The 19690-nt window shown below is 70.8% G+C and carries 18 protein-coding genes; 8 read left to right on the plus strand and 10 right to left on the minus strand.

The window, feature by feature from the left end; all coding sequences use genetic code 11:
• Nucleotides 1-12: 12 nt before the first annotated feature.
• Entirely contained in the window at nt 13-1005 is a 993-nt protein-coding gene (locus AB0L91_RS27695) for a hypothetical protein (RefSeq protein ID WP_365015047.1), read from the minus strand.
• Nucleotides 1006-1307: 302 nt separating this feature from the next.
• Between AB0L91_RS27695 and AB0L91_RS27700 the strand changes: the two genes are divergently transcribed.
• Genes AB0L91_RS27700 through AB0L91_RS27725 form a run of 6 tightly spaced genes read left to right on the plus strand, consistent with a single transcriptional unit; the run spans nt 1308 to nt 8262 of the window.
• Entirely contained in the window at nt 1308-2153 is an 846-nt protein-coding gene (locus AB0L91_RS27700) for a glycosyltransferase (RefSeq protein WP_365015049.1), read from the plus strand.
• A 4-nt stretch (nt 2154-2157) separates the two neighbouring features.
• Complete coding sequence (locus AB0L91_RS27705; RefSeq protein ID WP_365015052.1) at nt 2158-3516, plus strand: O-antigen ligase family protein; 1359 nt, start codon at nt 2158-2160, stop codon at nt 3514-3516.
• Nucleotides 3513-4583 (plus strand): glycosyltransferase family 1 protein, encoded by a 1071-nt coding sequence (locus AB0L91_RS27710; RefSeq protein ID WP_365015055.1) that lies wholly within the window; start codon nt 3513-3515, stop codon nt 4581-4583. The genes AB0L91_RS27705 and AB0L91_RS27710 overlap by 4 nt, the downstream gene beginning before the upstream one ends.
• Entirely contained in the window at nt 4580-6178 is a 1599-nt protein-coding gene (locus AB0L91_RS27715) for an oligosaccharide flippase family protein (RefSeq protein ID WP_365015057.1), read from the plus strand. Before AB0L91_RS27710 ends, AB0L91_RS27715 begins: the two co-directional genes overlap by 4 nt.
• Nucleotides 6162-7157: a beta-xylosidase gene (locus AB0L91_RS27720; RefSeq protein ID WP_365015060.1), complete on the plus strand. Its 996-nt coding sequence runs from the start codon at nt 6162-6164 to the stop codon at nt 7155-7157. The genes AB0L91_RS27715 and AB0L91_RS27720 overlap by 17 nt, the downstream gene beginning before the upstream one ends.
• Entirely contained in the window at nt 7144-8262 is a 1119-nt protein-coding gene (locus AB0L91_RS27725) for a glycosyltransferase family 4 protein (protein WP_365015063.1), read from the plus strand. Before AB0L91_RS27720 ends, AB0L91_RS27725 begins: the two co-directional genes overlap by 14 nt.
• Here AB0L91_RS27725 and AB0L91_RS27730 read toward each other — a convergent pair.
• Both AB0L91_RS27730 and AB0L91_RS27735 read right to left on the minus strand, forming a co-directional pair.
• The gene (locus AB0L91_RS27730; RefSeq protein WP_365015066.1) at nt 8238-8858 is read right to left on the minus strand and encodes an MspA family porin; all 621 of its coding nucleotides are present in this window, start codon (nt 8856-8858) and stop codon (nt 8238-8240) included. The genes AB0L91_RS27725 and AB0L91_RS27730 overlap by 25 nt on opposite strands.
• A gap of 165 nt (nt 8859-9023) precedes the next feature.
• Nucleotides 9024-10142, minus strand: coding sequence for a methyltransferase domain-containing protein (locus AB0L91_RS27735; RefSeq protein WP_365015068.1), 1119 nt, complete (start codon nt 10140-10142; stop codon nt 9024-9026).
• Between the two features lie 14 nt (nt 10143-10156).
• Here AB0L91_RS27735 and rfbC point away from each other — a divergent pair, with 14 nt between their 5' ends.
• Nucleotides 10157-10720: a dTDP-4-dehydrorhamnose 3,5-epimerase gene (gene rfbC, locus AB0L91_RS27740; RefSeq protein ID WP_365015070.1), complete on the plus strand. Its 564-nt coding sequence runs from the start codon at nt 10157-10159 to the stop codon at nt 10718-10720.
• On the opposite strand, the gene AB0L91_RS27745 is transcribed toward rfbC, so the two are convergent.
• Genes AB0L91_RS27745 through AB0L91_RS27760 form a run of 4 tightly spaced genes read right to left on the minus strand, consistent with a single transcriptional unit; the run spans nt 10698 to nt 14396 of the window.
• A complete protein-coding gene (locus tag AB0L91_RS27745) occupies nt 10698-11732 on the minus strand; it encodes an SDR family oxidoreductase (RefSeq protein ID WP_365015302.1) in 1035 nt (344 codons plus the stop codon). The genes rfbC and AB0L91_RS27745 overlap by 23 nt on opposite strands.
• A gap of 2 nt (nt 11733-11734) precedes the next feature.
• On the minus strand, nt 11735-12385 hold the full coding sequence (locus AB0L91_RS27750) for a PIG-L family deacetylase (protein WP_357350737.1): 651 nt from the start codon (nt 12383-12385) through the stop codon (nt 11735-11737).
• Nucleotides 12382-13158 carry a glucose-1-phosphate cytidylyltransferase gene (locus tag AB0L91_RS27755; protein WP_365015074.1) on the minus strand — a complete coding sequence of 259 codons (777 nt, stop codon included), beginning with the start codon at nt 13156-13158 and terminating at the stop codon, nt 12382-12384. Before AB0L91_RS27755 ends, AB0L91_RS27750 begins: the two co-directional genes overlap by 4 nt.
• Complete coding sequence (locus tag AB0L91_RS27760) at nt 13155-14396, minus strand: class I SAM-dependent methyltransferase (protein WP_365015077.1); 1242 nt, start codon at nt 14394-14396, stop codon at nt 13155-13157. Before AB0L91_RS27760 ends, AB0L91_RS27755 begins: the two co-directional genes overlap by 4 nt.
• Nucleotides 14397-14876: 480 nt before the next feature.
• Here AB0L91_RS27760 and AB0L91_RS27765 point away from each other — a divergent pair, with 480 nt between their 5' ends.
• Nucleotides 14877-16370: a sugar transferase gene (locus tag AB0L91_RS27765; RefSeq protein ID WP_357350731.1), complete on the plus strand. Its 1494-nt coding sequence runs from the start codon at nt 14877-14879 to the stop codon at nt 16368-16370.
• A gap of 42 nt (nt 16371-16412) precedes the next feature.
• On the opposite strand, the gene AB0L91_RS27770 is transcribed toward AB0L91_RS27765, so the two are convergent.
• The 3 genes from AB0L91_RS27770 to AB0L91_RS27780 are packed head-to-tail and all read right to left on the minus strand — an operon-like array spanning nt 16413 to nt 19630.
• The gene (locus AB0L91_RS27770; RefSeq protein WP_365015080.1) at nt 16413-18044 is read right to left on the minus strand and encodes an ABC transporter permease; all 1632 of its coding nucleotides are present in this window, start codon (nt 18042-18044) and stop codon (nt 16413-16415) included.
• On the minus strand, nt 18041-18979 hold the full coding sequence (locus AB0L91_RS27775; RefSeq protein WP_365015083.1) for an ABC transporter ATP-binding protein: 939 nt from the start codon (nt 18977-18979) through the stop codon (nt 18041-18043). The genes AB0L91_RS27770 and AB0L91_RS27775 overlap by 4 nt, the downstream gene beginning before the upstream one ends.
• Nucleotides 18980-18982: 3 nt before the next feature.
• The gene (locus AB0L91_RS27780) at nt 18983-19630 is read right to left on the minus strand and encodes a TetR family transcriptional regulator (protein WP_357350725.1); all 648 of its coding nucleotides are present in this window, start codon (nt 19628-19630) and stop codon (nt 18983-18985) included.
• Nucleotides 19631-19690 lie beyond the last annotated feature (60 nt).

Here is a 19690-nt window from a genome sequence, read left to right on the forward strand (position 1 = left end):
GCGGTTGCCTGCCTACGAGCTGGGCGTCGCGTTCTTGCTCGCGGTCTTCACCGGCGCGGCCCGCGGCGGCCACTGCCGGGGCAGGACCGTGGTCTCGGGGTCGTACGCGCCGGGTGCCGTCGCCGAGGCGACCGCATCGGCACGGGCGGACACGGCCGCGGAGGCACTCGCCGGCGCGGGCGTATCGGCGGTCGCGGCGGCGGGTTCCGGCTCGGCGGTGGGGCGCTTGCGGCCGGCGCGCCGTTCGAGCACACCCCGCGCGAGGACCAGGCCCTCGGCGGCGATGATCAACGTCGCCAGCGCGGCGAACAGGCCCTCCTGCACCGGGTGCGGGGCGACCAGTTCCGTGCGCGGGTTGCTGATCACGGTCAGCCGGGCCATGCCGAGCACCTGGCGGAACTCGATCTCGCGGGCGACGTCCCTGGCGTCGAAGCTCAGCTCCGGGCGCAGCGGATCGTCGACGAGCCGCTTGGAGAAGGTGTCCTCGACGGCCCGGCGGTGATCCTCCAGGTCGGCCGCCGAGCGGGCTATCGCCTCGGTGCGCATCTGGGAACCGACCCGGTCCAGCGACTGCTGCACCGCGAGGACGAGTTTGGCGGCCTGCTCGGGCGTGCCCGCCTGCGCCTTGATGATCAGCAGCGACGGGGCGGGCCCGGTCATGGCCGAGACCCGGGGCCGCAGATCGTCTTCGGAGGGGGCGAGCCCGTTCTTCACCACGTCCGAGAGCACCCGGCTCTCGGTGACCAGCACGATGTAGGGCTGGGTGAGTTCGTTGAACACCGCGCCGATCGACTGCTGGGAGATCTGCGCGGTCAGGCTCGCCTCGTAGGTCCGGTCGCTGCGATCGCGCACCAGCCAGACGCCCGCGCCGACCAGCACCGCGATCACCAGGGCGATCGGCAGCACCCGGATCAGCTGGCGGGCGTGCCCGGCGAGGTCGACGCCGGACATCGACGCACCCGCCGAGCGGGACTCACCCGTCGCCGCCGTCCCCGTCTCGCTCACACTTCCCCCACATTCCGCCGGTAGTGGTGGCGATGTTAGCTGGGGTTCCGAGGTGTCGCGAGCGCGGCGAGACGCCGCCGCGAGACGGTTACCCGCCGGGCCGGCTCGGCAAACGTGTCGCCGGATCGGAAACGTCGACGCCGTCGCGTTCGATACGCATGTGGTGCGGCGTGTCCGGCAACCGTTCAGCGGCTCGGCGTGGTGGAAATCGCCAGATGAGCGCGGGCACGGGGAGATCGGTACGCTGAGCCGGTTCGTGCCGGCCCCCAGCGGGCACGACGGATCGGTGAGTGACGGAAATCATGGAGGATCGAACAGTGGTGGGGGTTCGGGTGTCGGTGTGTGTCCCGGCATTCAACGCGGCGCGCACGATCGTCGAGACCATCGGGTCGATCCTGGAGCAGGACTTCGCGGACTTCGAGATCGTCGTGGTCGACAACGCGAGCGCCGACGGCACGGGCGACCTGGTGCGGTCGTTCGACGACGACCGGATTCGGCTGTACACCAACGACGCCGTCCTGCCGATGGCCGAGAACTGGGACCGGACGATCGGGCTGGCCTCCGGCGAGCTGGTCAAGCTCGTCTGCGCCGACGACCTGATCACCCCGAATTGCCTGTCGGCGCAGGTCGATGCGCTGCGCGATCCGGCGATCGCCGTCACCGGGGCCAGGTTCGACGTCATCGACGACGCGGGGACGCTGCTGGCCCGATCGCGCGGGCTGACGGGCCTGCTCGGCCGCTGCTCCTCGCGTACCACCCTGCGGGCCTTCGTCCGCAAGCTCCCCGACGAGCTGTGCCCGACGGCCGCGTTCATGTTCCGCCGCAGCGATCTCGCCACGACCAGCGGATTCCGCACCGATTTCCTCTACGCGATGGACATCGACCTCGTCGCGCAACTGGTCGAGCGCGGCGGGTTCTACGGTGACAGCCGGGTGCTGGCGGTCAACCGCGCCTCGGCGTTCAACCATTCGTCCACCACGTCGACCCTGAGCAAGCTGTCCGACGTGCTCCGGTTCAACCACCACTACCGCCGCAGACATCGCGATCAGATCCGCGCCGTCGATCTGCTCGTCGGTGACGGCAAGGTGGTGCGGCAGGCGCTGGTCCGGCTGTGCGCGCGGGTCAAACGCGCGATCGGGAAGGACTGAGCGCGTGGGCCCGCTGCTGTACCTGCTCGCCGTCCCGGTCGCCTGGGTGTTCCTGCGCTGGATCCGGCATCGGCCGCAGCGTGGGCTGTTGCTGGTCGCCGCGCTGGTGCCGTTCAACGGTCTGCTCCTGATCGCGCCCGGGTGGATGCAGGTCGACGGGTGGAAGGAGGCGCTGCTGCTGCTCACCCTCGGGGTGGCCGTCTTCGTCCCGCAGCGCGAACCCGAACCGCGCCCGGTGATTCCGTGGTGGTCGCTCGGCGCGGCCCTGGTCGTGTTCGGGGTCGTGTCGGCGTTCGTGACGGCGGGCTCGCTCGGCCTGTTCGCGATCAAGATCACGTTCTTCTACTTCGTCGTGGTCCCGCTGATCCTGTACCTGCGACCGTTCAGCGCGCGCGACCGCGATCTGCTGGTGACCATCATGATGGTGGAGTCGGTCGCCATCGCGGTGTTCGGCCTGGCCCAGCAGGCGATCGGCGCGGCCGGCCTGGCGCAGATGGGGTACGAGTACAACGAGACCATCCGGTTCTCCGGGGGCATCCTGCGCTCGTTCAGCACCTTCAATCAGCCGTTCCCGTTCGGCTTCTACCTGGTGACGGTCCTGCTCGTCGGCGGATCGGTCGCGCTGGCCGCGCCCCGGCGCCCGCGCAACCGGATCTTCCTGCTGGCGACGCCGATCCTGGTCGCGGGGATCGCGGCGAGCGTGGTGCGGGCCGCGCTGGCCGGTCTGCTGGTGGGGGCGTTGGTGCTGGCGGTGGTGCGGTACCGGCGGCAGCTGAAATCGGTGATCATCGGCGGGGTCGTGCTGATCGTGCTCGGCAGTGTCGCGGTGTCCGCGCAGGCCCGCAGTTCGCTGTTCTCCTCGTCGAGCCTGGCCGACCGGGGGACCGGGTGGAACACCGTGCTCCGGTCGATGGGCAGTCATCCGTTCGGGGACGGCCTCGGCTCCACCGGGGCCGCGAAGGCGCGTCAGCTGGTCGAGGAACTCGGCCCGATGGCGGAGAAGCTGCCGTACGCCACCGGCGAGGTGCAGATCTACGGCCGTCCGTACCAGCCCGACAACTACTACGTGAAGCTCTTGATCGAACTCGGGCCGATCGGGGTGTGGTTGTTCGCGGCGATCATGGTGGTGATCTACCTGATGTCGATTCGCGCGGCCCGCACCCTGCGCGGGAACGACGCGGCCCTGGCCCTCGGGGTCGCGGCCGCCGTGCTGGCCAGTGCGGTGGCCGCGGTCGCCTCGAGCTACTTCGAGATCTTCCCGAGTGATTTCTACTTCTGGTTGCTGGCCGCCGTCGTCGGCTGTGCGATCACCCAGCAGTCCCCGACCGTCGAGCGCAGCTCCGTCCCCGAGCAGGTGACATGAATATCGAGGCACGTGAGAATTCAGGTGGCGCACTACGTTTCGGTGCGCTCGCCTGCCGCCCGCACGGGGCGGGGGTGTCGACGTATCAGCGTGAGCTGCTGGCCCGGATGCCCGCGCTGCTGGCGGGCACGACCCTGTCGGCCGTGGTCCAGGCCGATGCCGCGGCGACCCTGCCCCCGGGCATCACCCCGGTGCCGCGTCCGGTCGCGGCCGGAGCGCGGCGCGCCTGGCACGGCATCGCCCCGCTGCGCGGCGTCGATGTGTTCCACGGGCTCGACGTCGACGTTCCGGTCATCGGACCGCGCGCCACTGTCAGCACCGTGCACGACCTGTCGGTGTTCGACGTGCCGTGGGCGTTCAGCCGCTACCGGGCGCGGGGCGAACAGCTGCTGGTCCGGATGTCGCTGGCCCGTGCCGATCTGCTCGTCGCGGTCTCGGAGTTCACCGCCGAGCGGATCGCGGACCGGTTCGGCCGGGACGCGGTCGTCGTTTCGCTCGCGCCCGCCGGGTGGGCGCGGGTACCCGCGGACCACGAGGTCGCGCGGGTGCGCGCGCGCTACGACCTGCCGCCGCGATTCGTGCTGCAGGTCGGCACCGTCGAACCGCGCAAACAGGTCGCGATGCTGGCCGAGGCGGCCGGTCTGCTCGACATCCCGCTGGTGCTGGCCGGCGCCGGGTCCGACGGCCCGCAGGCGCCGAGCACGGCGCTCGGGCTCGGCTACGTCGACACCGCGGACCTGCCCGCGCTGTACGCGGCCGCGACGGTGGTCGCCTACTGCTCGCAGTACGAGGGATTCGGACTGCCGCCGGTCGAGGCCATGGCCTGCGGTGGCGCGGTGGTCGCGAGCGCGGTCGGCGCGCTGCCCCAGGTCTGCGGGGACGGCGCGGTGCTGGTGGCGCGGACGACCGCCGAGGATTGGGCGCAGGCCCTGCGTCCGCTGGTGCACGACGCGGCCGCCAACCAGGACCTGCGCGAGCGCGGCCGCGCCGCGGCGGCCGAGCTGAGCTGGCAGCGGACGGCGGCGGCGACCGTCGCCGCCTACCGCGCGGCCGGGCTGCTGTCGTGACCGACGAAGCCACCGCGGCCGTCTCCCGCGACGATCCCGCGCACGGTGGCCGTGCTCGATCCGGCCGGGCCGCGGCGAGCAACACCGCGGCGATGCTGGCCAGCCGGATCTTCGCCGCGGCGCTGGGATTGCTGGGCACCACGCTGATCGCGCGCATGCTGCCCGCGGTCGAATGGGGTTACTTCTCCTTCGTGTTCGGGCTGCTCGGCATGCTCGCGATCGTCACCGATCTCGGTGTCGGACGCGCGGTCATCGGGAAGCTGGTCCACGGTGAACCCGCCGAGGCCGCCGAGATCGCCAGCTCGTTCATCGTGTTGCGGACGGTGCTCGGGCTCGTCGGCTACAGCCTGGCGCTCGGGTACGTGCTGGTCCTGCGGTGCCCGCCGGAGGTCGTCACCGCCACCGCGGTCGCGGGGCTGGTGGTGGTCGTGGCCACGCCGAGTCACGCGCTGACCGTGCTGTTCCAGTCGACGATGCGGCTGACCCTGGTCGCCGCCGCCGAAGCGCTGGCCCGCACCGTGCAGCTGGCGCTGACGGTCCTGGCGGTGCTGTGGTCGCCGACCCTGCTCGTGGTCGTGGTGCCCGCCGTCGTGTACGAGATCGTCGCGCTCGTGGTGAAGATCGTCGGGATCGGACGCGGGCTGGGCGGGCCGATCCCCGCGCGACGCATCGAATTGCGCTGGTGGGGCGGCATGCTGCGGGAAGCGCTGCCGCTGAGCATCGGTCTCGCCCTGATCATCGTGTTGCAGAAGGTCGGGCTGCTGCTACTCGGGCACTTCGACAGCTACGAGTCCGTCGGGCTCTACGCCGTCGGCATGAAGTTCGCCGACCTGCTCGACACCGCGGCGCTCGCGGTGGTCGCCCCGCTGACCACGCTGCTGATCGCGCTGTGGCCGGACGATCCGGCACGCTTTCGCCGCTACTTCCGCCAGGCGACCATCGCGCTGACCGCGCTCGGGCTGGCCGCGCTGGTGGCCTTCTGGCCGGTCGCCACCGACAGTGTCCGGCTGCTGTTCGGCGCGGAGTTGGACGCGGCGGCGGACGCCGCCCGGATCCAGATCCTCGGCGGCCTGCTGGGGGCGCTGGCGCACCTGGGCCTGGTGGCGCTGATGGCCGTCGGCCGCAATGTGGTCATCCCCTGGATCGCCGCGGTCGCCCTGCTGGTCGACCTCGCGCTGGCCTGGCCGCTGATCTCGCGCTGGTCCTATACGGGCGCGGCCGTCGCCGGATTGGCGGCGCAGCTGGTGCTGCTGGTCGCGGTCTGGGTCGCGCTGGCCGCCGCGGTCCGGGTGCGCCGGCTGGTGCCGCTGGCCACGGTGACCGCCGTCGCCGGGGTGGCCGCCGCGGTGATCGCCGCGGCGAACACGATCGACCGGCACTGGGCACCTCCGTGGATCGTCACCGCGATCACGGCCTGCCTGATATACCTGTTCCTCGCCGGCTGCATCGTGCGACGGACCGACGGATTGACGATACGAACCTTGCGGGGGCCGAAACCTGATGACACTGTGGCGAATCGCCCGGGGGATGCTCACCACAGCAGTCGTCACGGTGACGATGCTGGGATGCGCGACGACCGTGCCGATCACCACTGACACCGCCGCCCCCGCCACCGGTCTCGGTGTGTCCGGTGGCCACGCCTGGCTGGAATCCGATGCGGCGGAACTGGATCGGCAGATGGCCGTCGTCGCCGCCAGCGGTGCCACCTGGGTCCGGATCGACCTCGACTGGTCGGTGATCGAACCGCAGCGCGGCCGCCAGGACTGGTCGGCGACCGACCGCGCCGTCGGCGCGGCGCGGGCCCACGACCTGTCCGTGCTGGCGATCCTGACCTACGCGCCCGCCTGGGCCGGGCTGCACGAGGGTGTCGAGACCAGTAAGGCGGTGCCGCAGCCGGTGCTGTTCGGCCGGTTCGTCGGCGACGCGGTCGATCGGTACCGCGACCAGATCTCGCACTGGGAGATCTGGAACGAACCCAATGTCACCGCCTTCTTCGCGCCGCGGCCGGACATCGGCGTCTACGCGCATCTGCTGCGCCAGGCCGCGCTGTCGGTCCGGGCGCGGCAGCCGCACGGCCAGGTCCTCGTCGGCGGCCTGGCACCGGCGACGAACAACGGCCAGGACATCGCGCCGACCTCGTTCGTGGAGCTGCTCTACGAACTCGGGGCCGCGGCCGACTTCGACGGAATCGCTGTGCACCCCTACTCCTATCCGGAGCTGCCCGCGTCGCCGGCCTGGTACAACGCGTTCGGCAATCTGATGGCCATCCGGCGCATCATGGACGCGAACAACGACACCTCGGTCCTGTTGTGGCCGACCGAATTCGGGGCGCCGACGGGCACCGGCGCGCGCGCTGTCAGCGAGGCGGTGCAGGCCGAGATCCTCGATCAGGGACTCGGTCTGATCGCCACGATGCACGATATCGGGCCGGTATTCGTCTACTCCCTCGTCGACGCCGGGGACGACCGCGACGATCTCGAGGACAACTTCGGCATGCTCCGCCGCGACTACACCGAGAAACCCGCGCTGGCCGTGCTGCGCGCCCACGCGCAGGCCCGCCGTGCCGGCCGCTAGCGACGCTCGGGAGCTGGTGTTCGTCGCGCATTCCAGCCGGGCCTCGGGCGCCGAGAAGATCATGCTGGCCCTCGCCGAACTGGCGGTGCGACAGGGCAGGCGGGTCCGGGTGGTCTGTCCCGACGGACCGCTGCGGAATCTGCTGCCCGCCGCGGTCGGTCATGTCGCGATCCCGGAACTCGGGTTGGCCGGTCAGCGGGGCGGACAGCGGCTGCGCGCCGCCGCCGTCCTCGTGTGGCGGTGGTGGCTGGCCGCCCGCGTGCTCCGGCGGGTCGCGCGCACCGGCGAGGTCCGGCTGGTGGTGAACTCGACGATGGCGCTGCCCGCGGTGGCGCTGGCGCTGCCGCGACGGCGGTCGACGGTCTGGCTGGTGCACGATGTGGTGGTCAGCCGACGGCAGCTCGCGGTCGCGCGGGCGGGGCGCCGCGCGGTCGGTCGCGCGGTCGCGGTATCCGAGCGAGCCGCGATTCCGTTGCGCGCGTTGGGATTCGACGTCGAGGTCGCCCGGCAGGGCGTGGGCTGGCCGGTCGATCCCGCCCCGGTTGTCGAGCGCGAGCCCCTGGTGGCCGGGATCCTGGGCGTGGTGACCGAGTGGAAGGGCCAGCACGTGCTGCTGGCGGCTGCCGCCGAGCTCCCCGAGCTCCGGATCGAGATCGCCGGCTCCGCGCATCCGGGTGACGAACCGTATCTGGCCGCGCTGCGGGAACGGGCTCAGCGGGCCGACCTGGCCGGCCGCGTCCGGTTCCTCGGCAATGTCGACCCGCTGCCGACGATCCGCGGCTGGGATGTGCTGGTGTCGGCGAGTGTGCTGCCCGAGGCGGGCCCGCTGGTGGTGCTGGAAGCGATGAGCGTGGGTGTGCCGGTCGTCGCGACCGATCACGGCGGTAATGCCACCGGCGACACGGCACTGTGCGTCGCGCCCGACGATCCGATCGCCTTGCGCGACGCACTGCGGCGGCTCGGCCGGGACCCGGCGCTGCGCGCCCGGCTGCGGGACGGCGGCCGCGACGCGATCGCGGCCGACCACGATCTCGCCGTGACGCTGCCCCGCATGCTGGACGCGCTGCTCGCGACCTCGGATCAGATCGAAAAGGTCCGGCCGTAGGTGACGACGGTGTCGCCGGTGGCGGTGACGATCTTCACGAACGGGCGGACATTGGTCTGGCCGAGTACCCCGGTCACGGTGCCGTGGAACCCGGAAAGCCGCAGCACGCCGTCGGTTCCGGCGATGTCGCCACCGGCGACCTCGACCTCGCGGATACCCGGGCCGAACCCCACCGCCAGCTCGACGCCGGCGCGGGGGATCAGGCCGTCCAGCTTCACGGTCGGACCGCTGCCGCCGACCTCGACGCCGAGGCTGGGCGTCGACCACTCGAACTTCAGTCGTCCGTCGAGGGTGGCGGGATAGCCGACCTGGTAGCCGATGGTGAGACGCCCGGTCCAGTCGGCGGCGTCCGGGCCGGTGACCAGGTAGGACGCCTCGCCGCTGTGGAACCACTCGCGGGTCAGCGGATTGCCGTCCAGCGGTGCGACGAAGTCGATCCTGGTATGTGACTGGACCGCCTCGACGGTGCGGTTGTGCCCGTCGAGGACGGAGTTGCTGCTGTCGACGGCGGCACCGGCCGAGCCGGTGCCCATGGTGAGACCGATGACGACGGCCGAGGCCGCCGCGATCCTGCGCAGCGCGCGCGGACGAAACACGATGATGCCCCTCGGATTTGTTCCCCTGAACCTTTACCCGCCGAACAACGTGTTCGACGTCGCCTCCCCACGATCTGGGCTCAGCCGGTGCGGCACTGCACCTGGCGCGACGTTGGGCACATCGAGTATCCCACGGTGTCCGTTCCTCCGCCGATCAGCGAAAGATCAGCTGCGCCACAGTGATCCGGGCACGGCATCGAGCGCGCGGGCCCGTGGTCCGGCCGGATCGTCGACGAACCAGCGGCCGTCGAGGGCGGGCAGGAGCGCGGTGACCTCGTCGTACAGGTCGGGCAGCGTCAGCAGGACGGCGTCCGGGTCGGCCGCGACGAGGTCGGCGGGGGAGACGATCGGGACATCGGTGCCCGGCATCCGGCCGCCCTGTTTAGCGGGCGAGGCATCGGCGACCCCGGCGAGCACGCCGCGGTGCGCGCCCGCCATCGCCAGCAGCGCGACGGCGCGCGAGGCCGCGCCATAGGCGTACACCCGGTCTCCACGGGCGGCCCGGTGCTCGAGCCAGGCCCGCAGGGCGCCGACGTGCTGATCGACCACCCGCTGCAGGGTGTCGACGGCCGGGGCGGCGGCCTCGGCGGCGCGGATCGCCGCGACGGTGTGATCGGCGGGGTCGACGCCGTGGCGGGCGGCCAGCAGCACGGTGCCGCCGTAGAGCTCGAACCGCCATCCGGCGACCACACTCATCCCGGCCGCACGCAGCAGGGTGTCCAGCGTGGCGAGGGAGTAGTAGGCGAAATGCCCGTGCCGCAACGCGTTCCACTGCCCCTGCGCGAGGATCGCGGCCAGTGAGTGGTACTGCACCAGCAGGACGCCGCCGGGTGCGGTGGCGGCCGCGCGGGCCGCGAAGGCCGCGCGCTGGTCGGGTTCGTGCATGATGCCGAAGCAATCCAGGACCACGTCGGCGGGCCCGTCGGTCGTGGTGAAGCCGCGATCGGTGAGCAGCGGCAGCCAGGTGCCGCCGTGCGGGCTGCCGAACTCGGTCACCGTCGTCCCCCGCAGCAGCCCCGCCGCGTCGGTGAGCCGAACCGCCTCGGCGGCTTGCTCACGCAGGGCCAGCGGCTCGATGCCGCGGGGTTCCGCGGTGACGGTGTCGTCGTCGGCGAGCTGCGCCAGCCCACAGCCCGCGCAGCGATCCATCCGCAGGGGATGCCCGGACTCGGCGGCATCGACCGGGGTGTCGTGCGGCGGGAAGTGATCGGCGGCGGGCACCGAACCCAGGTCGAGCACGGTGGTGAGGGCGGTACTTCCGCAGCCGCGGCACCGGCGGGTCATGACAGGATGTCCTCGTGCGTATCGAGCGGACCGAGCTGGCCGACGTAGTGGTACTGGTTCCCGAACCGTTCCGGGACGAGCGCGGACTGTTCACCCGCACCTTCGACGCCGCGGAGTTCGACGCGCATCTCGGCGTCGACGGTGCCGCGGCGAGCTTCGTGCAGGACTCGCAGTCGCGGTCCCGGCGCGGGGTGATCCGCGGCATGCACGGGCGCGGCGGCCGCGGCGAGGCGAAACTGGTCCGTTGCGCGCACGGCGCCGTGCACGACGTCCTCGTCGACATCCGGCCCGGCTCGCCCACTTTCGGCGCGCAGCAGGCGTTCCGGCTCGACGACGCGGACTTCCACCACCTGTACGTGCCGCCCGGCTTCCTGCACGGCTTCCAGGCGCTGACCGACATCGCCGACGTCTGCTACCGCATCGACCGGCCCCACGACCCGGCCGAGGACCTCGGTGTCGCCTACGACGATCCGGACCTGGCCATCGACTGGCCGCTGCCCGTCGGCGTGGTCTCCGCGCGCGACGCGCAGGCGGGCAGCTGGTCGCGGCTGCTGGCTACGCTGGGGTCGTCGCACTGATCCGGCGCAGCCGCGCGTCGAGTTCGCCGGTGTCGCACAGCTTGCGCAGGTGCGGCAGCCGGGTGAACCGCTGGAAGAAGTCGTCGGCGGTCAGGCCGCGAGCGGTGTACTCGTGGTAGAGCTCCGCGGCGCCCGCGGGCACCGTCCACCGCGCCTCGAAACCGAGCACCGTCCGCGCGGCGGAGAAGTCGACCCGATAGGACCGGGGGTCCGCGCCGTTCTCCCCGGTGATCAGCAGCCGCGACCCCGGCACCGCGTCGACGACGGCGGCCGCGATCTCGGCCACGGTCAGATTGTTGACCTCGGTGCCGATATTGAAGGCGCGGCACGAGATGTCGGCCGCCGGTGCGGTCAGGCAGGTCGCGAACGCGGTCGCGATGTCCTCGGCGTGTACCAGCGGCCGCCACGGCGTCCCGTCGGAGAGCACCTTGACCTCGCCGGTGAGCACCGCGTAGCCGACCAGGTTGTTGAGCACGATGTCGGCGCGCAGCCGGGGCGAGAAGCCGAACGCCGTCGCGTTGCGCAGGAAGACGGGCGTGAAGTCGGCGTCGGCGAGGGCGGCGACATCGTCCTCGACCCGCACCTTGCTCTGCGCGTACGGGGTGATCGGGCGCAGCGGGGCGTCCTCGGTGACCAGATCGGCACCGGCCGCGCCGTACACCGAACAGGTGGAGGCGTACAGGAAACGTGCCACCCCCGCCTCTTTCGCCAGTCGCGCCAGCCGCACCGACGCGTGGTGATTGATGTCGTAGGTGATCTCCGGGGCCAGCGCGCCCAGCGGATCGTTCGACAGCGCCGCCAGATGGATCACCGCGTCGAAGCCGCGCAGCTGGTCGACGGTGACCTCGCGCAGATCCACGGCCACCTCGTCGGGATCACCGGCGAAGTCGCCGAGCAGGCAGTCGGCGAAGTAGCCGATGTCCAGACCGGTGACGCTGTGTCCCGCCGCCCGCAGCACCGGCACCATCACGGTGCCGAGATAGCCCTGGTGCCCGGTGACCAGTACCCGCATGTTCACGTCCGTTCCCATCTGATGATCGCCTTGTCCAGCACGAACGCCTCGGCGTAGGGCGCGTGGCACTGCACGCCACGCATCCGGGCCAGACCGAGGAAGGCCTCTTCGTCGAACCAGTCGCGGCCGGTCTGCGACGGATAGTGCTCGTGCAGCAGCCGCGACTTCTCCCGCACGAGTTCCCGGGTCAGCGGGTGGTACAGGGTGGGTGCGGGAGTGTCGGTCTCCCATTTGAGGATCTCGTAACCGAGGGTCAGGTGGTCGCGGAACTCGGTGGGCACCAGCTCGGCCAGCAGCCGGTGGTCCTGGTGGGCGTCACCGCGCTGCGGCGCGAACACCACGTCGGGTTCGCCCGCGCGCCGGAAGCGGGCCAGCGCGTCCTTGATCCGGTCCCAGTGCGCCGGTGCGCGGCCGTCGGGAATGTCGAGTACGTCGAGTTCGGGCTTCGTGCCGGAGCAGAACGCGGTCAGCGCCGCGCGTTCCTCGTCCTCGCGCGCGGTGCCGCCACCGGACAGCACCAGGGCCCTGACCTCGAGCTCCGGGTCGGCGCCGGTGAGGGCGAGCAGCGTCGCGCCCAGTCCGATCGCGATGTCGTCACAGTGCGCGCCGAGCAGCGCGATCCGGCGCGGCGGACGGGGGAACAGCCCGATCACCCCTGCTCCCACACCATCCACGGCCGCGAGCCGTTGCGGTAGGCGTCGTCGAGTTCGGCGCGTTCCTTGAACGTGTCGGCCGGCTTCCAGAAGCCCAGATGCTGATAGCCGAACAAGCGGCCCTGCCCGGCCAGCGCGCCGCACGCGTCGGCGACCAGATCGCCGCCGGGCGGGAGCAGATCGAAGATCTGCTGGCTGAGGACGAAGTAGCCGCCGTTCTCCCACAGCGGCATCCGGGCCACCGGCATGATCTCCTTCACTTCACCGGCCGGGGTGATGTCGACACAGTGGAACGAGGACTGCGGCGGGACCACCATCATCGATGCCGCCGCGCCCGAGGCGTGGAAGCTCTCGATCATGGTGTCCAGTGGGGCGTCGGTGAGCACGTCGGCGTAGTTCGCCAGGAAGTACTCGTCGCCGTCGAGATGCTGCCGGACCCGGCGCAACCGCTCGCCGATCGCCGACTCCACCCCGGTGTCGACGAAGGTGATCGACCAGTCGCCGATATCGCTGCCCAGCAGCTCCACCTGCCCGTTGCGGATGACGAAGTCGTTGGACGCCGACTCCTGATAGGTCAGGAAGAAGTTCTTGATGTGCTCGGCGCCGTAGCCCAGGCACAGGATGAACTCCTTGTGCCCGTAGTGCGCGTAGTAGCGCATCACGTGCCACAGCAGCGGCCGCGGCCCGACCAGCTGCATCGGCTTCGGGACGATGTCGTCGGAGCCGCCGCGCATGCGCATGCCGTATCCGCCGCAGAACAACACGACCTTCATCGGTTCACCTTCGTTTCCGTGCCCGCGCGGTGCAGCACCGGCAGCGGATAGACCAGTTCGCCGCCCCAGTCGCCGACATGGCGGAGCTGGGCGGTGATCTCGGTTTCGAGATTCCACGGCAGGACCAGCACCACGTCGGGCCGGTCGGCATCGATGCGCTCGGGGGGATGGATCGGAATCCGGGTCCCCGGCGTGAATCGCCCGTGCTTGTAGGGATTGCGGTCCACGGTGTACTCGAGCAGGTCGGGCCGGATGCCGCAGTAGTTCAGCAGGGTGTTGCCCTTGCCGGGCGCACCGTAGCCGACGACCCGCCTGCCCTGCTCCCGGCAGTCGAGCAGGAAGCGCAGCAGCTCGAGCCGGACCCGCTCGGCCCGGACGCCGAGTTCGGCATAGCCGGCCGGGACGTGTAGGTCCGCGGCCCGCTCGAGCACGAGGACCTCGGCCACGCGCGCGGTCGGCACCGCGACCGGGTCGGGGCGGGCCCACACGCGGATCGACCCACCGTGGGTCTCCAGCAGTTCCACATCGACCACGGTCAGCCCGGCGACCGCCAGCGCGCGCTGGGCCGAATGCACGGTGTAGTACTGGAAGTGCTCGTGATAGACCGTGTCGAACTGGCCCAACCGCACCAGGTTGAGCGCGTGGTGCACCTCGATGCTGAGCCAGCCGTCGTCGGCGAGCAGGGTACGCAGCGCGTGGGTGAAACCGCGCAGGTCGGGGACGTGCGCGTAGACATTGTTCGCGACCACCAGATCGGCGGGCCCGTGCTCGGCCCGCACCCGCGCGGCCGACTCCGCGTCGAGGAACGCGGTCTCGGTGGGGACGCCCGCCGCCCTGGCCGCCGCGCCGACATTGACCGACGGCTCGATGCCGAGGCACGGGATGTCCCGGGCCACCGCATGGCGCAACAGGTAACCGTCGTTGCTGGCGACCTCGACGACGAACGAGTCGCTGCCCAGTCCCAGCCGCTCGGTCGCGGTGGCGACGAACCGCTCGGCGTGGTCGACCCAGCTGCGCGAGTACGAGGAGAAGTACGCGTACTCGGTGAAGGTCTCCTCGGGGGTGATCAGCGCGGGGATCTGCAACAGCAGGCAGTCCCGGCACAGCCGCAGGTGCAGCGGATAGGTCGCTTCCGGCAGGTCGAGCTGGGCCTCGGACAGGAAACTCTCGCACGGTGGGGTCGCGCCCAGATCGAGCACGCTCACGAGCCGATCGGAATCGCAGAGACGACACTGCACGCGGGGTCCACCTTCTAGCTGTTCGATCATCGCGGCCGCTGCCGGACATGCCGGACGTCGGCGCGGCGAGCTCAGACGTTACAACCGGGGGGCGCGGGGGGCCATTCGAAACCGCTGGGAGCGAAACCGATTCGTGGTATGTTTCGAGGTTGGGGCTGTTCGCGGGCATTTCGGCAAATTGTCGGCGACAACAGCGAGACCTCGGGAAATTGTGACTCGTCCCACCGGGGAAATCAAATGTCCTGCAATCATGTTTGATAGCCATGATTATCCGTGTGATAGCCATGTGATTGCCGTCATACTCGGCAACCATATGGAATGCACTGTGGCACATACCCTTCGGGAAGAAGTCCACTCGAGACTCTGTAACAATCATCGGACGGGTATCGAATCGACGGGCAGAGCGGCCGAGCAGGGGCAGCTTTTTCGGTCGACGGCGACCGGAAATTGATTCGTCTCCCGAGGGGGAGGTGTGGGTTCATGAGCTTCGAGCTCGCCGGTGGCAGCGATGTCGATGTGGTCAACGGTGTCCGAGTGCTGCGCCGAACGCAGCGCGAGAATTGGCAGGCGGCGTACCTACAACGCCTGGCCGCCACCGATGTCGTGGCCGTGTTCGCGGCCGTCGTCGCCGCCCAGATCCTGCGCTTCGACGGCCCCGCCGCGCCGCCGCTGGCCTGGCCGCTGCCCTACGAGATCGGCTACTCGGTGGTGTCGCTGGCACTGGCCGCGGGCTGGCTGGCCCTGCTGCACGGGACCCGCACACCGCAGGTGATCGGCTCCGGCAGCGAGGAGTTCCGGCGGCTGGTCTCGGCGACGATGCGCTTGTTCGGGGTGCTGGCCATCCTCGCGCTGCTGCTCCGGGTCGAGGTGGCGCGCGGCTACCTCGCCATCGCGCTACCGGCCGGGTTGTTCGCCCTGATCGTGGGCCGGGTGGTGTGGCGACTGCGGCTGCGGCGCTGGCGCGCCCAGGGGCGCTGTCACACCGCGGTGCTCGTGGTCGGATCGCCGGAGGCCGCGCAGGCGATGGCCGGCGCCTTCACCGACGACCCCGGCTCCGGCTACCGGATCGTGGGTGTCTGTGTGCCCGCCGGCACCGGGGACGGGCGCTTCGCCACCGTCGACGGGCCCTCGGTCCTCGGCGACGATCGGTCGGTGCTCGAGGCGGTGCGCCGCAGCGGCGCCGACTCGGTGGCCGTCGCGGCGACCGAGCACCTCGGCCCGGTCGAATTGCGCCGCATGGCCTGGGAGCTGGACCCGCTCGGCGTCGACCTGATCGTGGCGCCGGGCGTGGTCGACATCGCCGGTGTCCGGCTCACCAACCGGATCGTCGCGGGCATGCCCATGCTGCACATCGACGGGCCGCGCTACGACCACGCCAAGTCCAGCCGCAAAGCACTGTTCGACTTCTGCTTCGCCGCCACCGTGCTGCTGCTCATCGCGCCCATGCTGGCGGCCATCGCGATCGCGGTGCGCACGACGAGCGCGGGACCGGTCTTCTACCTGTCCGAACGGATCGGCCGCGACGGCATCCCGTTCCGGATGATCAAGTTCCGCAGCATGCTGGTCGGCGCCGACCGCGCGGTGGACGCGCTGATCGAGAGCAACGGCGGCAACCCGGTCTTCTTCAAGGTGAAGGACGACCCGCGCGTCACCCCGGTGGGCCGCTTCCTGCGCAAGTACAGCCTCGACGAGCTGCCGCAGTTCTTCAATGTGCTGCGCGGGGACATGAGCGTGGTCGGGCCGCGTCCGCAGGTCCAGCGCGAGGTCGACAGCTACGACGGCGAGATGCGCCGCCGGCTGCTGGTGAAGCCCGGCGTCACCGGGCTGTGGCAGGTGAGCGGGCGTTCGGATCTGTCCCCGGAGGATTCGGTACGTCTGGACCTGTCCTATGTCGAGAACTGGTCGATGGTCCTCGACCTGGTGCTGATCGGCCGCACCATCGGCGCGGTCACCCGCGGCGACGGCGCGTACTGACCACCGGGGTGGTGCGCGACGCACACCACCCCGGCTTCCGGCTCAGCGCAGGTCGCGCCGTCGGAAAGCGGTGAGCCCCACGGTGATTCCCGCCACGGCGATGAGCAGCAGCCATCCGATCGGGACGATGTCGAACGCCGCGCCCGGCAGCTTCGGCGGATGCACGAACGGCACCAGATCCATCAGCCACTGCGGGAAGGTCCCCAGCGCGCCGAGCAGGACCACGACGATCATCGCGCTGAGCACCGCCCAGGCCAGCGACGCGTATTTCGGGACCACCCCGAACAGCAGCAGCGCGATGGCGGTGACCACCCACACCGCGGGCAGTTGCACGGCGACCGCGCTCAGCGATTCACCGAGCTTGCCGACGACGTCGCCGTCGGTGGCGCCCCAGACGACACCGATGCCCAGACCCGCCACCAGCAGGGTGACGGCCGGACCGGCAAGCGCGAACAGCAGGTGGCTCGACGCGTAGCGCACCCGGCCCACCGCCGCCGCGAGCACGCTCTCGGCGCGGCCGGAGTTCTCCTCCTCGTGCAGGCGCAGCACCGCCGACACCGAGTACGCGGCGGCGGCCGCGGCGAGCATGGTGATGGCGTAGGCGATGAACGACTTCTCGAGGTCGGTCGATCCGCCCATCGAGGTGACCACGTCCCGCAGGGTGCCACTGTCGTCGAGCATCCCGCCGATGCTGTTCACCGCGCCGCCGATCAGCAGACCGTACAGGCCGAAACCGACCGTCCAGGCCAGCATCGACCCCCGCTGCAACCGCCACGCCAGCCCGACCGGACCCGACAGCGCGGCACCCGCGACGGCCGGACCGGGGCGTTCGGCCAGCAGGCCGGCACCGAGATCGCGGGTCCGCAGCAGCTGGTAGGCGAGCAGCGTCGCGCCGGTGGCGACGACGGCCAGCGGCACCAGCACCCACCAGCGTTCCTCCGCGTACGGCCGGATCTGCAGGCACCAGCCCAGCGGCGAGAACCACGACAGCACACCGTTTCCGGCGTCGCCGACCGCGCGGATCGCGAACGCGGCACCCAGGGTGCCCAGCGCGACGCCGCGCGCGATCCGCGCGCCGTTGCTCAACTGCGCGGCGACCGCGGCCACCGCGGCCCAGACGACGCCCGACGCGGCCAGCGCCGCACCCCAGGCCACCGACCCCGCGACCGGCAGATCGGTCGCGAGCAGCGACGCGGTACAGGCGATGCCGGCCACCGCCGACGCGCCGAAGGTGAGCAGCAGCGCCCCGGTGAGCCCGGCGAAACGGCCGATGCTGGTGGCGCCGACCAGTTCGGCGCGCCCGGTCTCCTCCTCGACCCTGGTGTGCCGGATGACCGTCAGCACGGCGGCGATCGCGATCATCGAATACATCGCCCCGGCCTTCCAGGTGCCGATGCTGCCGAGCGAGGAGTTGAACACGGGACCGTACATGGCCAGCAGCGCCGGGCTCGCCGCGGTGGTCGCGGCGAAGCTGTCGAGCTGCTGCTGGGTGGTGTAGAGATCCTTGATCGAGACGATCTGCAGGGCCGGCATCAGCCCGATCAGCAGCGACCACAGCGGGGCGATGATCCGGTCGCGGCGCAGAGACAGCCGCAGCATCTGCGCGGTGCCCGCGAATTCGCCTGCGGTGCGGGTGGTTCCGAGGAACCCGGGGGAGGCGGCGATGGTGGTCATGCCCGCACCTTCTCCCCGGTGGCGGCCGCGCCGTCGGCCTCGACGTGGTAGTGCCGCAGGAACAGGTCCTCGAGGGTCGGCGGTGCGCTGGTGAGGCTGCGCACGCCCGCGTCACCCAGGACCCGGATGAGCCGGCCGAGGTGGTCGGCGTCGACCTGGCAGCGCAGGGTCGAGCCGTCGCGTTCGACGTCCTCGACGCCGGGCAGCGCGCCGACATCGCCTGGGTCACCGATCAATTCGGCCGTGATCGCCGTGCGGCTCAGGTGCCGCAGCTGGTCGAGCGAGCCGGTTTCGACCGTGCGGCCCGCGCGGATGATCGTCACCCGATCGCAGAGATGCTCCACCTCGGACAGGATGTGGCTCGACAGCAGCACCGTCGCCCCGCGGGCGGCGGCCTCGCGCACACAGTCCTGGAAGATCCGCTCCATCAGCGGGTCCAGGCCCGAGGTCGGCTCGTCGAGGATCAGCAGATCGGCGTTCGCCGAAAAGGCCGACACCAGGGCGACTTTCTGCCGGTTGCCCTTGGAATAGGTGCGGGCCTTCTTGGTCGGGTCCAGCTCGAACCGCTCGATCAGCTCGGTGCGCCGGGCTTCGTCGAGTCCGCCGCGCATCCGGGCGAGCAGGTCGATGGTCTCGCCGCCGGACAGCGACGGCCAGAGCGTGACATCACCTGGCACATAGGCGATTCGGTGATGCAGGGCGACCGCGTCGGTCCACGGGTCGCGGCCGAACAGCGCCGCGTCGCCACCGGAGGCGCGCAGGACTCCGAGCAGAACGCGGATCGTCGTGGACTTGCCTGCGCCGTTGGGTCCGAGGAAACCGTGGATCTCGCCGGGGCCGACCAGCAGGTCGAGTCCGTCGAGCGCGGTGAATCGGCCGAAAGTCTTACGCAGGTCATGGACTTCGATGACCCGATCGGTGGTGGGGGAGGGCATCGTCTACTCCTCGATGAGGCTGTCGAGCAGAGTCGAATCGGTCAGCATGCCTTGGGTGTAGAGCTCGAGCGCCGGGAAGGTGGTCAGATCCGAGAGGTCCCGGATCGCCTTGCGGTAGTCGAGCTTTCCCTCGCGCTGCATTCGCATCTGCAGATAGAGGTTGGTGGCTCCGACGTGGCAGAGCACGATGTATCTGGCCCGGGCCGCGGGGTCGCGGCTGGGTTTGAGCTGGCCCGCCTCGACGGCGGCCTGCATGTAGTCCTGCGCGTCGTCGACCATGTGCTCGAGCAGGGACTCGGCCAGGGCGCCGCCGGCTTGGAAGCTGCGCAGCATGTAGGCGAGCAGCGGGGCGTACATCTCGATCTCGGCCAGGGCGGTGAGCATTCCGGCGGCACCCTGCGAGCGGATGACGCGGAGCTTCTCGTCCCGGATGAGCTCGAGTACGCGGTCGTCGCAGGCGGCGCGCAGGCCGTCCTTGGAACCGAAGTGATGGTTCACCAGGCCGGGGGAGACTCCGGCCGCCGCGGCGATCGCCCGGACACCGACACCGAAACCCTGTTCACCGAACAGGTCGATCGCGGTATCGCGAATGCGGGCCATGGTCGTCAGATCGGCGGTGGATCCTTGCGGTACGGGCTGTTGGCTGAACACATGTTCAATATACTAAACACACGTTCAATCCGCGAGCAAGAGTTTACGGCGAACCAGTTG

It is taken from the genome of Nocardia sp. NPDC051833, from assembly GCF_040681225.1.
In the GTDB taxonomy this organism is placed as follows: domain Bacteria; phylum Actinomycetota; class Actinomycetes; order Mycobacteriales; family Mycobacteriaceae; genus Nocardia.

Bases quoted from the DNA above. Each gene is read 5' to 3' on its own strand.
- AB0L91_RS27700 (WP_365015049.1), top strand. From the start codon at position 1,308: ATGGAGGATCGAACAGTGGTGGGGGTTCGGGTGTCGGTGTGTGTCCCG.
- AB0L91_RS27710 (WP_365015055.1), top strand. From the start codon at position 3,513: ATGAATATCGAGGCACGTGAGAATTCAGGTGGCGCACTACGTTTCGGT.
- AB0L91_RS27735 (WP_365015068.1), bottom strand. From the start codon at position 10,142: ATGACCCGCCGGTGCCGCGGCTGCGGAAGTACCGCCCTCACCACCGTG.
- AB0L91_RS27745 (WP_365015302.1), bottom strand. From the start codon at position 11,732: ATGCGGGTACTGGTCACCGGGCACCAGGGCTATCTCGGCACCGTGATG.
- AB0L91_RS27755 (WP_365015074.1), bottom strand. From the start codon at position 13,158: ATGAAGGTCGTGTTGTTCTGCGGCGGATACGGCATGCGCATGCGCGGC.
- AB0L91_RS27765 (WP_357350731.1), top strand. From the start codon at position 14,877: ATGAGCTTCGAGCTCGCCGGTGGCAGCGATGTCGATGTGGTCAACGGT.
- AB0L91_RS27770 (WP_365015080.1), bottom strand. From the start codon at position 18,044: ATGACCACCATCGCCGCCTCCCCCGGGTTCCTCGGAACCACCCGCACC.
- AB0L91_RS27775 (WP_365015083.1), bottom strand. From the start codon at position 18,979: ATGCCCTCCCCCACCACCGATCGGGTCATCGAAGTCCATGACCTGCGT.